Source organism: Aeromonas sp. 600276, assembly GCF_049175815.1.
GTDB classification, from domain to species: domain Bacteria; phylum Pseudomonadota; class Gammaproteobacteria; order Enterobacterales; family Aeromonadaceae; genus Aeromonas; species Aeromonas dhakensis.
In genome coordinates this window covers 133,207-146,959 of record NZ_JAAKVU010000004.1, presented here as the reverse complement: position 1 = coordinate 146,959, position 13,753 = coordinate 133,207, and the positions used below count along the sequence as shown (strand labels likewise).

Annotated in this window: 11 protein-coding genes; 5 read left to right on the top strand and 6 right to left on the bottom strand. The window is 66.6% G+C overall.

Annotation, left to right across the window (positions count from 1 at the left end; translation table 11 throughout):
* Window positions 1-22: 22 nt before the first annotated feature.
* Window positions 23-1,240, top strand: coding sequence for an MFS transporter (locus tag G5134_RS05570; protein WP_017784581.1), 1,218 nt, complete (start codon window positions 23-25; stop codon window positions 1,238-1,240).
* On the opposite strand, the gene G5134_RS05565 is transcribed toward G5134_RS05570, so the two are convergent.
* Window positions 1,234-2,316, bottom strand: a complete 1,083-nt coding sequence (locus G5134_RS05565) for a protoglobin domain-containing protein (protein WP_010633118.1) — start codon at window positions 2,314-2,316, stop codon at window positions 1,234-1,236. The genes G5134_RS05570 and G5134_RS05565 overlap by 7 nt on opposite strands.
* A 134-nt stretch (window positions 2,317-2,450) precedes the next feature.
* Entirely contained in the window at window positions 2,451-2,804 is a 354-nt protein-coding gene (locus tag G5134_RS05560; RefSeq protein WP_005298170.1) for a DsrE/DsrF/TusD sulfur relay family protein, read from the bottom strand.
* 178 nt (window positions 2,805-2,982) lie between these two features.
* Between G5134_RS05560 and G5134_RS05555 the strand changes: the two genes are divergently transcribed.
* Window positions 2,983-3,357, top strand: a complete 375-nt coding sequence (locus tag G5134_RS05555) for a DUF1090 domain-containing protein (RefSeq protein WP_010633120.1) — start codon at window positions 2,983-2,985, stop codon at window positions 3,355-3,357.
* A gap of 67 nt (window positions 3,358-3,424) precedes the next feature.
* Here the strand turns inward: G5134_RS05555 and fumC are convergent, their stop codons facing one another.
* From fumC to G5134_RS05535, 4 genes are all read right to left on the bottom strand, one after another.
* Window positions 3,425-4,819: a class II fumarate hydratase gene (gene fumC / locus G5134_RS05550; protein ID WP_005298174.1), complete on the bottom strand. Its 1,395-nt coding sequence runs from the start codon at window positions 4,817-4,819 to the stop codon at window positions 3,425-3,427.
* 73 nt (window positions 4,820-4,892) lie between these two features.
* Window positions 4,893-5,621, bottom strand: coding sequence for a dipeptidase PepE (pepE, locus tag G5134_RS05545; RefSeq protein ID WP_017779948.1), 729 nt, complete (start codon window positions 5,619-5,621; stop codon window positions 4,893-4,895).
* A gap of 287 nt (window positions 5,622-5,908) precedes the next feature.
* Window positions 5,909-6,520: a response regulator transcription factor gene (locus tag G5134_RS05540; protein ID WP_024941217.1), complete on the bottom strand. Its 612-nt coding sequence runs from the start codon at window positions 6,518-6,520 to the stop codon at window positions 5,909-5,911.
* 1 nt (window position 6,521) lies between these two features.
* A complete protein-coding gene (locus G5134_RS05535) occupies window positions 6,522-8,477 on the bottom strand; it encodes a sensor histidine kinase (protein ID WP_065016786.1) in 1,956 nt (651 codons plus the stop codon).
* Window positions 8,478-8,736: 259 nt separating this feature from the next.
* Here G5134_RS05535 and dsrO point away from each other — a divergent pair, with 259 nt between their 5' ends.
* The 3 genes from dsrO to G5134_RS05520 are packed head-to-tail and all read left to right on the top strand — an operon-like array spanning window position 8,737 to window position 13,728.
* Window positions 8,737-9,525, top strand: a complete 789-nt coding sequence (dsrO, locus tag G5134_RS05530; RefSeq protein ID WP_011707059.1) for a sulfate reduction electron transfer complex DsrMKJOP subunit DsrO — start codon at window positions 8,737-8,739, stop codon at window positions 9,523-9,525.
* Entirely contained in the window at window positions 9,515-10,621 is a 1,107-nt protein-coding gene (gene nrfD / locus G5134_RS05525) for an NrfD/PsrC family molybdoenzyme membrane anchor subunit (protein WP_065016787.1), read from the top strand. Before dsrO ends, nrfD begins: the two co-directional genes overlap by 11 nt.
* Window positions 10,621-13,728, top strand: coding sequence for a tetrathionate reductase subunit A (locus G5134_RS05520; RefSeq protein ID WP_065016788.1), 3,108 nt, complete (start codon window positions 10,621-10,623; stop codon window positions 13,726-13,728). The genes nrfD and G5134_RS05520 overlap by 1 nt, the downstream gene beginning before the upstream one ends.
* The last annotated feature ends 25 nt before the right edge of the window (window positions 13,729-13,753 follow it).

Here is a 13,753-nt window from a genome sequence, read left to right as displayed (position 1 = left end):
ACGGGCAACAAGGAGCAGTGTGATGTCGTGGGCCCTCCTCAGGCAGTTTCCTCCCCTGGTCTGGACCGTGATCCTGGGCACCTTCATGGTGCGCACCAGCTATTACATGGTCTGGCCGTTTCTCTCCATCTTGCTCTATCGGGAGTATGGTCTCTCGGCGACCGCCATCGGCGCCATGCTGGGGGCGACCGCCGCCATCTCCACTCTGGTCAGCTTCTATGGTGGCTGGCTCTCCGACAAGCTGGGGCGGCGCAACATCCTGCTGGCGGGCTGCCTGGTCTCGGTGCTCTGCTATGGTCTGCTCGGCTTTTCCCACTCTGTGTTCTGGCTCGGACTCGGGGTGCTCGGCAGCGGCCTCTCCTCCGGTCTCATCGATGCGCCCGGCAAGGCGTTGATGGCCGACAGCCTGGCTTCGGCCAAGGCCCGCGAGCTGGCGCTGCACCTGCGTTACTTTCTGCTCAACCTGGGGGCGGCCCTCGGCCCCTTGCTGGGGGTGACCCTGGGCATCAATGCCCAGCAGCAGACCTTCCTGCTGCTCAGCGGCAGCTATCTGCTGCTGGGGGCTGCCTTCCTCTGGGGATTTGCGCAAGGGAGGGTTGCGGCGACCCGTGGCAACGAGCTGGGCTTGCGGGTGGCCATCAAGGTGCTGTGGCGGGATCGGGGCTTCTTGCTGCTGGTGCTGGCCAACCTGCTGATGAACCTGGTCTATTCCCAGTTCCACTCACCGCTGGTGCAGTACCTGACCCGGGCCGGGACCCCGGAGGTGGCGAGCCTCATCGCCATCCTGGTGGCCACCAATGCCCTGACCGTGGTGCTGCTGCAGTTTCCCCTGCTGCATCTGCTGGCCCGCTGGCCGGGCAAGGTGCGCCTGCAGGTCGGCATTACCCTGTTTCTGGGGGCTCAGGTGCTGTTTGCGCTGGGGGACCCGCAACAGTGGTCGCACTGGATCGGTGCCGTGCTGATGTTGAGCGTGGGGGAGACCATACTGTTCCCGCTGCTCAACGTGCTGATCGATCAGATGTCGCCCCCGCATCTGAAGGGGAGCTACTTTGGGGCCGGCGCGCTGGCCGGGCTGGGTGGCGCCATCGGCGCCCTGCTGGGAGGCTGGATCCTTGCCCAGTGGAACGGGCAGCTGCTCTATGCATTGATGGCGCTGCTCTGCCTGCTGACCTTCCTGCTCTATGAGTGGGGCGCCCGCATTCCGCGCCCCGAGCTGGCCCGGGCCAACCCGGGTCAGTGAGTACCCTTCTGGGCGACCTGTTTCATCGCCTTCTTGGCGGCATACATGCGCTCGTCCGCCAGCCGGATCAGGCTGTTGCCCTCGTCGAACTGCACCGGCCCGGTCTGCACCAGCCCTATGCTGAGGGTCACGTCACCGGTCCGTTCGGCCAGTGTCTTGTTGAGACGGGGCAGGAAGACGTCCCTGGCCTGATCCTCGTTGCAGTTGGGCAGGATCAGGCAGAATTCGTCCCCACCGTAGCGGAAGCAGCTATCTTCCACCCGTGACACCTGGCGAATGCAGTCGCCGACGATGCGCAGGATCTCGTCCCCCCGCTGATGGCCCTGGGTGTCGTTGATCTGCTTGAAGTCATTGATGTCGAGGTAGGCGATGACCACCGGCTCGGAGCGACGCTGGCAGGTGCGCAGGGTGCGGGTGAGGTTCTCCTGCAGATGGCGCACGCTGAGCAGGCCGGTGAGGGCATCGGTCCGGCTCATCTCCTCCAGCTGCTGGGTGCGTTCGCGTACCTTCTCCTCCAGCGCCTTGGCGTAAAGCTCGGATTTCTCCTTGGAGGACTCGATCTCCGACACCAGGCTGCGGATATAGGTCTCAAACACCAGGGTGATGTCGAACAGGAACAGCTTGTCGAGGGCGGTGAGCATGGTGACCCGCTCCTGCTCGCTGGGGATCTGGGTGAAGATATCCTCGATGAGCAGCCCTTTCAGGGTATTGATGGCGGCCAGGTAGAGCTTGGGTTCCACCCCGATCCGCTTGTGCACCAGCCCGATGCGCAGCCGGTTGTTGACGTACTCCAGGTCATACAGGCCGCTGAACAGGTCGAGAATGTAGCGGCGCTGGGCCGCCCGCAGCCGGGTCAGGGTGTCGGCGTCGCCGATCAGCAGGGCAATCTCGGTGATCCCGGTCTGCAGGGTGTAGAACTTGTCGACCAGGGCGTCGATGTGGGGCTCGATCTTGGGACGATAGCTGGCGAGCAGGAGGAAATCCTGCTCGTCCAGCAGCAGCAGCTCCTTGCGATGGGCGATTTCGAACTCTGTGATCCGCATCTGCTCCAGCAGCGTCTGTTCGGTTGGGTTCATGACAGTTTCCCGAGCAAAAATGAAGGCGCACACATTGTTATGTAATTGACAGTGTAGACATTAACAGCCGGGAGCAGGTTTTCAAATGGCGCAGTGTTGTGACAGATCAACTCTGCGCCCATTTTTGCCTTGTGCTAGAAGGTGAGCACCTTGTGGGCGGCCAGGGTCCACTGGGCCAGCAGCGGCAGGGTGCCGATCTCGATCCCCTCGATCAGCGGCAGTGCCGTGATGCCGCGGGCATCGGTACAGGTCTTGCAAAGGCGGATGGTGACCCCCTGGGCCAGCAGGATCTCCAGCATTTGGCGCAGGTTGTAGCCCTCGGCCGGGGCCTGGCCCGCCAGGGCGGCGCTGACCGCGTCGGACATCAGAAACAGTTTCAGGCTGGTACCGCCCTGTTCGCCCAGGGCGATGGCCAGGCGCAGGGCATTGAACAGGGATTCGCTGCCATAGGGGGCGCCGTTGGCGATGATGACAATCTCTTGATTCATAACAGACTCCTTCATGAAAGTCGCCATTGTAGACCCAGCAGCCCACCATTGGCGTGACGTCGCACAAACTCTGTCGTAGCGGTTTGCCCGCGCCTTGACCCGGCCGGCCGAGTACGGTCTGATAGGCGGCCATCAAACATGACAGGGGAACGAGGTCGTTATGTGGAAGGTTATCGGAATGAGCATGCTGCTGTTGGCCGGTCAGGCCTACGGGAGTGAGGCCGTTGGCTGCAAGGCGCGCCAGCAGGCCGTCAAGGAGCAGCTGGCCATTGCCAAGGCGCACGACAACGGGGACCAGGTGGCCGGGCTGGAGCGGGCCCTGCGTAATATCGAGACCCATTGCACCGATGCGGGCCTGTTCAAGGAGCAGCAGCAGCGGGTGGCCGAGCTCAAGGAGCAGGTCAACGAGCGGTTAGTCGAGCTGCAGAACGCCCGGGTGACGGGCAAGCCCGACAAGATCGCCAAGAAGCAGGCCAAGCTGGAAGAGGCCCAGACCAAATTGCTGGCCGCCCAGCGCGAGCTGGACGCACTCAGCAAGCTGATCAAATCCTGATTTGTCGATAAAAAGAAGCCGGCGCCGCCCGGCTTCTTTTTTATCTCGTCTCTTCCGCCAGGGTGCTTCAGCTGCCGCGCCGGCCCACCATGTCGGCCGGCACCACCCAGGCATCGAACTGCTGCGCCGTCAGGTGGCCGGAGGCGATGGCCGCCTCCCGCAGGCTGAGCCCCTCATGGTGGGCCCGTTTGGCGATCTCTGCCGCCTTGTCATAGCCGATATGGGGGTTGAGGGCCGTTACCAGCATCAGGGAGCGGGCCAGCAACTCGTCGATGCGGGGCTGGTTCGGGCTGATGCCGACCGCGCAGTGATCGTGGAAGCTCTGCATACCGTCCGCCAGCAGCCGCACGCTCTGCAGGAAGTTGTGGGCGATCATCGGCCTGAACACGTTGAGCTCGAAGTTGCCGCTGGCGCCGCCGATGTTGATGGCCACGTCGTTGCCCATCACCTGGGCGCACAGCATGGTGAGCGCCTCGCACTGGGTCGGGTTGACCTTGCCGGGCATGATGGAGGAGCCGGGCTCGTTCTCTGGGATGAGCAGCTCGCCGAGCCCGCTGCGAGGGCCGCTCGCTAGCCAGCGCACGTCGTTGGCGATCTTCATGAGGGAGGCTGCCAGCGTCTTGAGGGCGCCGTGGCCATGGACCAGGGCGTCGCTGGCGGCCAGCGCCTCGAACTTGTTGGGGGCGCTCACCAGCGGCAGGCCGGTCTGTTCGGCCAGGGTGGCGGCCACCGCCTCGGCGAAACCGGGCGGGGTGTTGAGGCCGGTGCCGACGGCAGTGCCCCCCAGCGCCAGCTCGCACAGATGGGGCAGGGCGGCGCGGATATGGCGCTCCCCCTGCTCGAGCTGGGCCACCCAGCCGGAGAACTCCTGCCCCAGGGTGAGCGGGGTGGCATCCTGCAGATGGGTGCGGCCTATCTTGACGATGTCGTCGAAGGCAGCCGCCTTGCCGGCCAAGGTAGCGCTCAGGGTGGCCAGGGCGGGCAGCAGTTGCCGGGTGAGGGTGGTGACGGCGGCCAGGTTCATGGCGCTCGGGAAGACGTCGTTGCTGGACTGGCTCTTGTTCACCTCGTCGTTGGGGTGCACCAGCCGCCCCTCGCCGCGGGGGCCGCCGAGCAGCTCGCTGGCCCGGTTGGCCAGCACCTCGTTGAGGTTCATGTTGGTCTGGGTGCCGGAGCCGGTCTGCCATACCCGCAGCGGGAACTCCTCATCATGCTGGCCGCACAGGATCTCGTCGGCGGCGCTCATGATGGCCTGCGCCGTGCGGGCGGGCAGCAGCCCCTTGGCGTGATTGACCCGGGCACAGGCCGACTTGATGCGGGCCAGCGCGTGGATCAGCGCCATCGGCTGGCGCTCGCCGGAGATATCGAAGTGCTGCAGGGAGCGCTGGGTCTGGGCTCCCCACAGCCGGTCGGCCGGTACGGCTATCTCGCCGAAGCTGTCGTGTTCACTCCTGCTCTTCATCTTGTTCTCCCTTCATTGCGAAAAAGGGGCGACATCCTGCGCCCCTGTCGAATTATCCGCCGGTCAGTGTCATTCAGCCGCGGGGGCGAAACGGCGTCAGCTCGGCCAACGGCGCCGCCGTGGTGAACTCCTGGGTGGTCTCGGCGTGCTTGAAGATTTTGAAGCCTTCGCCGCGGGCGCTCCAGTACTCGATCTGCTCACCACTTACCTGCAGCAGGCTTGCCTCGCGCAGGGCCACCACGTGTTCGCTCGGGTTGATGGCGCAGAACTCGGCCAGGCGCTCGTCGCGGGTCTCCCCCATGTGGCCGCTGATGCTGGCGTCCAGGTAGTGGGGGTTGATCTGCAGCGGGAACAGCCCCAGCGCAGGCAGCACGGCGGCGCTGCAGACCGGCATGTCATTGGTGGTGCGAATGCTCGGGGTCGCCACGTTGCAACCGGCGCTCCAGCCCACATAGGGCACGCCCCGCTCGCGCACGGCGCGCTGGATGGGCACCACCAGGCCGTTTTCGTGCAGCAGCTGGTTGAGGCGCCAGGTGTTGCCGCCGCTGATGAAGATGGCCTCCGCCTGCTGGATGGCGTCCACCGGATCGTCGAACTGGTGGATGCTGATGGCTTCCACCCCCAGGCTCTCGCTGAGCTCCAGGGCACGGGCATCCCAGTCGCTGCGGATCACCGCGTAGGGGATCAGCAGGATGCGCTTGACCTGTTTGCGGGCGAGCAGGGTCTGCACCCGATCCCGGGCCCAGCCGAGCAGGCCCGGGCATTCGGTGGCTTTGCCGTTGCTGAGAAGAAGCAGTTCCATGAAGCGTGTCCTCGATAAGTGAAAGCGCGAAGAGGTCACCGGCCCAGGCCGGCTGACGGAAGCCCCCATTCTAGCCCGATCCGGCGTCGGGTTCTGTGATCGACTCGCCATGTACCCTGATGAGACCGTTTTTGACCAAAGAGAGGCCTGATGAAGCTGGCGAGGGATCTGCTGGCGCTGGTCAGGGCTACTTGGCACTCGTGTGTCCTAAGCCAAAGAGATCCTTTGCGCCAGCGATGGGTGATGGGCATCGGCCCGGCAGGCCGGGTCACTCCTTCGGGTAGGGATCAGGGGGCTGAGTGGACGTTTGCATAGAGCAACATCAGCTCGGCCAGGGAATCGACCTCGAGGCGTTTCATCAGGCTGGCGCGGCACACCTCGACGGTGCGCACCGAGATGCAGAGATCCTGCGCAATCTGCTGATTCTTGTGGCCCCGGGCGATGAGTTGCAGCAGCTGGTGCTCGCGCGGGGTGAGCCGCTGATAGGCGGCCAGCTGGGCGAAACGGGTGGCCGCACTCAGGGTCGCCTGCTCGGCCCGTGCGATGGCGGCGAGCAGGGGGGCCAGCTGCACCGGCTTTTGCAAGAAATCCACCGCTCCCTGCTTGAGGGACTCCACCGCCAGCGGCACCTCGCCGTGGCCGGTGAGAAACAGGATGGCGATGGGGCTCTGGGCCGCCTTCAGCCGCTGCTGCACCTCGGGGCCAGAGAGCCCCGGCATGCGGCAGTCGAGGACGAGGCAGGCTGGCTGGTGCAGGTCGACCTCGGCCAGAAAGCGCTCGCCATCGGCAAAGCTGAGCAGCTGTCGCTCGTCGCAGCTCTCCAGCATGAAGCGCAGGGAGTCGAGCACGGCCTCGTCATCGTCGACCAGATAGAGCGGGGGGCGGGCAGGGGACGTCATCTCAGTTCCTCGGCATGTCGGTGGATGAAGGGAGGGTTTCGGGTGGCGGCACGGGCAGAATGACCCTGGCCAGGCAGCCGTGGGGGCTCAGGTTTTCCAGGGTGAACTGGCCGCGATGGCTCTCGACCACCTCCCGGCAGATGGCCAGCCCCAGCCCCATGCCATCGGGCTTGTCGCTGTAAAACGCCTGCTGCAGTTCGGTCGCGGGAACCCTCAGGCCGGCACCGTTGTCGCGGATCTCCAGCATCAACCTCTGCGCCTCGAAGGCGATGAACAGCTCGACCTGGGCAGGCGCCTGTGCCGGTGCTTGCGCAGGGGGTTGAGCAGGAGAGTGAACAGCGGCGCGCTCTCTCTTCACCGCACTCTTCGCTGCCCTCTGCGCCGCACTCTCGGCGCCATTCTTGATGAGGTTGACCAGCAACTGCTCCATCCCGGTGCCGTCCAGAGGTAACGGGCGTGGCTGGCCCCGCCAGTGCAGGGTGAAGGCGACGTCGAGCGGCGCCAGCATCTGCTCCAGCAGGGGGCGCAACTCCGCCACCAGGGTGGGCAGGTCGCAAGGCGCGAAGCGGGGAGGGCGCTTCTGCAGCCGGGCCCTGAGCCGGTTGACGGTCTGGGTGATGCGCTGGACCTGGAGCCCTATCTGCTCCAGGGCCTGACGCAGGGAGGCCTGGGCGGCAGACTGGGCCGGATCTTGTGCCAATCTGTCCAGTCGCAACAAGGCCCCTTGGCTGTAGTTGGCGATGGCGCTGAGGGGCTGATTGATCTCGTGGGCCACGTTGGCGCCCAGCTCGCCCAGTTCGGCGAGCCGTCTGGCCTGTGCCAGCTGGCGTTCCTTCTGATCGAGCTGGTGGCGGGCTTTGAGCAGCCGGCGCTGGCTGCGGTTGAACAGGTATTGCAGCAGCAGGTGGTGACCCCCCAGCAGCAGTACCAGCGCTAGGGCACCCCAGCCCCACTGCTGATGCTGGCGCAGCCAGTGCCAGGCCGCTTGCCACCAGGGGCCCTGCAGCGGGTGGCGATCCAGCGCCTTGAGCAGGCGGTCGATGGCGAGCTCGCTGGTGGGCACGGTCCAGCCCGCCGAATCGGCGGCGATGGCCGCCTCGCTATCAGCGGGCAGCTCGTACAGCGCGCGGGTCACCGCCAGTGCCAGCGCGGGGGAGGCCCGCTCTGTCTTGGCGAAGGACCAGTTGGGGTAGAGCCGGGTCGAGCTCTGGCAGCCAAAGCCGGCTGGCGCTTGATCGTCCAGCACCCGAAACGCCCCCCTGGCGACCTTGCCTTCCCGCTCCATGCGCTCGAGCTGACACACCGGCACGATGGCGGCGGCCACCTCCCCTGCCGCCAGCCGCTCGATGAGCCGGTCCAGCGGAAAGCCGGTGAACTGCACGGTGGAGAAGAAGTGCTCCAGCCGAACCCCCTGTTCGCCCGCCTCGAAGCGATAGGCGAGGTAGCCGCCGAAGGCGTTCTCCGAGACGGCGACGACCGCTTGCCCCTCGAGGTCACGCCAGTGTCGGTAGGGGGCCTGGGCAGGCACCACCAGGGCGGCGCCGATGGCGAGGTTGTCTCCCCCGGCCGGGCTCTTGAGGGTGGCGAGCCAGGCCAGCGGATACTGGCGCGCCAGGCTCACCGACTGGCCCGGGTTGGTGATGACGAAATCGAGGTGCTCGCGGGCGACGGCCTCGGCCAGTTCATTGAGCCCCAGCGGATGCAGCACGAAGCGATGGCCGGGCACGCGCTGCGCCAGCCAGCGCAGCAGCGGTTGCCACTGGGCTCTGGCCAGGGCCGGGCCGCGGGTCGCCAGCACGCCGATGCGTATCGGCTCGGCCAAGGCCTGCACCGGCGTGGCCTGGGATGGTGCTGATTCCTGTCGGGCCGGCGCTGGCGAAGAGGGGGTCGGGGCGGCCTGTACCCGCAGCGGCAGGGCTGACAGCGCGAGCCAGAGCAGCAGGCTGAGCAGGGACAAGGGGACTGGGGCGTGCAAGGGGCTCTCCTCTCGGTGCAAAGGGGGCAGTCTATCACCGGGGCGCGCGCTTGCACGCGAACGGGGCCGGGAGGGGTGGCAAACGCTGCCCCGGTCACAGTTCAGCAGGGCTGGGGTATTTTTTATTGCGCTGGATCAACCCGGCTCCCGGTATGTGGAAAACCACAATAGAGGCGACTTCCTGCGTTGAGGACAATCGGCCCAACCCCTTTCAAGCCAGCTCAGCAGAAGGAAAGACGCCATGGAGCCCAGCAAGCGCCGATTGTTATCCGGGATCGCCGCCCTCACCGCAGGGGCTGCCCTGATCCCCGTCACCCAGGTTCAGGCGCAGTCCGTTCCCGCTCCCCGCAACGGGCGGGCGGCCATCAGCCGGGGGGACGGGCGCAAGCGTTACGGCATGCTGATCGACCTGCGCCGCTGCGTCGGCTGTCAGGCCTGCACCGTGGCCTGCACCATCGAAAATCAGCCTCCCCTCGGCCAGTTTCGCACCACGGTGAGCCAGTACGAGGTGAGCGACGTGGCCGCCCTCGCGGCTCCCGCCTCTCTCTTGATGCTGCCGAGGCTGTGCAACCACTGCGCCGAGCCCGCCTGCCTCGATGTCTGCCCCACCGGCGCCACCTTCCAGCGCGATGACGGCATCGTCGTGGTCAACAACGACTGGTGCGTCGGCTGCGGTTACTGCGTGCAGGCCTGCCCTTACGATGCCCGCTTCATCAACCACGAGACCAACACCGCCGACAAGTGCACCTTCTGCGCCCATCGGCTGGAGGCGGGGCTTTTGCCCGCCTGTGTGGAGAGCTGTGTCGGCGAGGCGCGCATCATAGGCGATTTGAACGATCCCAAGAGCCGGATCAGCCGCTTGCTGCGCGAACACGAGCCGGCGCTCAAGGTGCTCAAGCCCGAGGCCAATACCCAGCCGCGGGTCTTTTATCTCGGCATGGACGAGGCCTTCGTCAGCAAGGTCGACGGCAATCCGGCCCTGCGCACCCTGCTCACCGACGATGGCAAGGAGATAGCCCATGGTCATTAACGAACTGCTGGCCCCGGCTCAGCCCATCACCTGGCTGCCCTGGGCGGTGCAATATTTCTTCCTCATTGGCCTCGCCTACGGAGCCCTCTGGCTCGGCGCGTTTGAGCTGTGGCGCAAGGCGCCGGACCCGCGGCAGCAGACCCTGGCGGCGGTGCTGATGGTGGCGGCCGGTCTGGTGGCTCCCATCGCCCTGACCGCGGATCTGCACCAGCCGGCCCGGGCCTGGCACTTCTACGCCCAGACGCGCTTTGGCTCCGTCATGTGGTATGGCGCCTATCTGCTGCCGCTGTTCAGCCTGCTCTCCATGCTGCTCGGTTGGCTGCTGCTAAGGCCCGCCCTGGCCCGGCGCGGCGCCGAAGGGGACAAGATAGCCCGCCTTGCCCGGCTGCTCTGTCTGGGAAACTGGTCGGGGCACGTCTGGCTGCGGCCCCTCTCTCTGCTGGCGGCCGTGAGCGGGCTCAGCATCGCCCTCTACACCGGGCTCGAGACCATGGCGGTGGCGGCGCGCCCGCTCTGGCATACCCCCTGGTTGCCCTGGCTACTGACTCTGAGCGCCGTGCTGGGGGCCCAGAGTGCCCTGCTGCTGCTCAACCGCTTGCTGGCGGGCTGGCGTGCCGAGACCGAGTCGACCCTGCTGCGCCAGAGCGGCTGGACGTTAGGCCTGCTGGCGCTCTCCCTGCTGGGCTGGGCCCTGTTGGGCGGTGCCTCGGCGGCAGAGGCCGCAGCCCTCTATCGGCTCGACCCGAGCTGGCGGCTGGCGGCCCACTGGCTGTTGCTGATCCTGGGGCTGGCCGGCCTGCTGATGCTGCTCCGGCCAAGGCTCTCTGCCCGCCTGGCTCTCTGGGGGTTGGCGCTGCTGGGGCTGCACCTGGTGTGGGGACTGCGCTGGCTGCTGCTGATCCAGGGGCAGCTCGCGCCCAAGTACGGGGCCGGCGTCTATCTCTATGAAATCGCCTGGGGCCCGGCCGGTGTGCTCGGCATTCTCGGCACCTTCGGTCTGCTGGTGGCCCTGCTGGTGGCGCTCAGCGAGCTGGTGCGCCCCTCTGCTTCCCCCGCCATCAAGGCACCCACTCCTTTTGCACGCGAGGCACTCTGATGGATCACAGCAAACGCAAGTTTCTCAAGGGCGCCGCCATCGCCGGCGGCACCGGGCTGTTCGTCGCCGGTTACAGCGACACCCTCAAGCAGGTGGCGAGTGGCCTCGCCACCGGCAGCTCGGGCAAGCCGACCCGGGATCCCATCCATGGCAACTCGCTGGCCGTGGAGTACCGGGTCGACGAGCGGGGGGAGTTGTACCCCAACCCGGACCAGCGGGTTGCCAACACCATGTGCCTCGGCTGCTGGACCCTGTGCGGAGTGCGGGCTCGCATCGACAACGAGCGCGACCAGATAGTGCGGATCCTGGGCAACCCCTATCACCCCCTCTCCGCCCGGCACCACATCGACTTCAAGACCCCGGTCAAACAGGCGCTGCTCGCAACCAGTGGCTACCAGGAAGGGGGGCTGGACGGGCGCTCCACCGCCTGCGCCCGGGGCAATGCCATGCTCGAGCAGCTCGACAGCCCGCAGCGAGTCACCCGCTGTCTCAAGCGGGTGGGGCCCCGTGGCAGCGGTCGCTGGCAGAGCATCCCCTTTGAGCAGCTGGTGGCCGAGGTGGTGGAGGGGGGCGATCTGTTTGGCGAGGGCCAGGTTGAGGGGCTGCGGGCCATCCGCAACCTCGCCGAGCCGCTCGACCCCGCCAACCCGGAGTACGGCCCCAGGGCCAACCAGTTGCTGGTGAGCAACGCTTCTGACGAAGGGCGAGATCACTTCATCAAGCGCTTCACCTTCAACAGCTTTGGCACCCGCAACTTCGCCAACCACGGCGCTTATTGCGGCCTGTCGTTCCGGGTCGGGGCCGGCGCCCTGCTGGACGATCTGGAGAAGAACGCCCACCTCAAGCCGGACTGGGACGAGAGTGACTTCCTGCTGTTCATGGGCACCTCGCCCCAGCAATCGGGCAACCCCTTCAAGCGCCAGTCTCGTCAGCTGGCGGCGAACCGGGCGCGGCCGGGCAAGCCGTTCTCCTACGTGGTGGTGGCCCCCAGCCTGCCCAACACGGTGAACATGCCGTCCGCCCCCGCCAACCGCTGGCTGCCCATCCGCCCCGCCACCGACTCGGCGCTGGCCATGGCCATGTTGCGCTGGATCATCGACAACCAACGCTACGCCGAGCCCTTCCTGACGGCTCCCAATGCCGCTGCTGCCGAGCGGGCCGGTTATCGCGGTTTTTGCAACGCCAGCCATCTGGTGCTCTGCGACGAGTCCCACCCACGTTTCGGCCAGATGCTGCGGGCCAGCGATCTCGGCTTGCCCTTTGAGGGGGAAGCCTATGGGGAGGGGGACGCCATGCTGGTAGAGGAGGCGAGCAGCGGCGAGCCGAGACCCGCCGACCAGTGTGAGCGGGCCAACCTCTGGGTGGATCGCACCATTCAGGGCCCCAAGGGGGCGCTGATGGTGAAGAGCAGCTTCCAGCTGCTGGCCGAGGCGTGCCGCGAGCACTCTCTCGAGCAATACAGCGCCGAGTGCGCCGTGCCAGTGAGCGATATCGAGGCGCTGGCGCGGGAATTCACCAGCCACGGTACCCGGGCGGCAGTGGTCTCCCACGGCGGCACCATGAGCGCCAACGGCTTCTACTCGGCCTGGGCCATCATGATGCTCAACGTCATGATTGGGAACCTCAATGCCCGGGGCGGCACCGTGGCGAGCGGCGGCAAGTTCGATCCCTTCGGGGCGGGGCCGCGCTACGATCTGGCGAGCTTCCCCGGCATGGTCAAACCCACCGGAGTTTTCCTGTCGCGCTCCAAGTTCCCCTACGAGAAGACCTCCGAATATCGGCGCAAGCGCGAGGCGGGCCAGAACCCCTATCCGGCGCAAGAGCCCTGGTTCCCGATCTCGGGCCCTCTGCTCGGCGAACACCTGACCGCGGCGGTGAACGGCTATCCCTACCGGCTCAAGGCCTGGATCAATCACATGGGCAACCCCCTCTACGGTCAGGCTGGGCTCAGCAAGGCCATAGGCGAAGAGCTCAAAGACCCCGCCGTGCTGCCCCTTGTGGTCAGCATCGACAGCTTCATCAATGAGTCGTCGGCGCTGTCGGACTACCTAGTGCCGGACACCCTCACCTACGAATCCTGGGGCTGGGCCACCGCCTGGCACGGGGTGATGACCAAGGTCTCCACCGGCCGCTGGCCCATCGTGGAGCCCCGTGTCGCCAAGACCGCCGAGGGAGATCCGGTCTGCATGGAGTCCTTCTTTATCGCGGTGGCCAAACGGCTGGGGCTGCCGGGCTTTGGCGAGGGGGCGCTCAAAGGGGTGGACGGCAAGTTGCACGGCTTGAACCGGGCGGCGGACTTTTCCCTCTACGGCGCGGCCAACGTCGCCTATCTCGGCGAGCCGGTGCCTCCTATTGGGCCTGAGGATCTCGCCTGGTCCGGGGTAGAACGGATCCTGCCGGTGCTGAATGCCACCCTGAGTGTGGAGGAGGCGGGCCGCGCCGCCTACCTCTTCGCCCGCGGCGGGCGCTTCGAGCCGGCGGCCAAGGGGCGTGACGACGCGGGTCAGCCGAGCAAGCGCTGGCCCAAGCCGCTGATGGTGTGGAACCCCGAGGTGGGCAGCCGCCGTCACAGCCAGAGCGGGCAATACTTGAGCGGCACGCCGCGCTTCTTCCGTCCCCAGCTGGCGGACGGCACGCCGCTCAATGAGGCGTTCAAGCCGACCCAGTGGCCGCTGCTGCTCACCAGCTACAAGTCCCACACCATGAGCTCCATGAGTATCGGCTCGGATCGCCTGCGCCAGGTGAACCCCAGCAACCGGGTGCGGCTAAATGCGCAGACGGCGGCGCAGCTGGGGATCGAGAGCGGGGACAGGGTGCGGGTGAGCACCCCGGATGGCAGCGTGATCGGGGTGGCCGAGTGCGTGGCCGGGGTGCAGGCCGATGCCATCGCCATCGAGCACGGCTTCGGCCACAAGGAGCTGGGGGCGCGGGAACACTGGATAGACGGCCAGAAAGTGGTTGCCAATCCGCTGCGCGGAGCCGGGGTCAACCTCAATGATCTGGCGGTGCTGGATCCCAGCCGCCATGGCCGCTACCCCCTGGTGGACTGGGCCATCGGCTCGTCGGCCCGTCAGGGGCTGCCGGCCCGGGTGGAGAAGCTGGTATGACGATCCAATGAAAACGGGGCCTGCG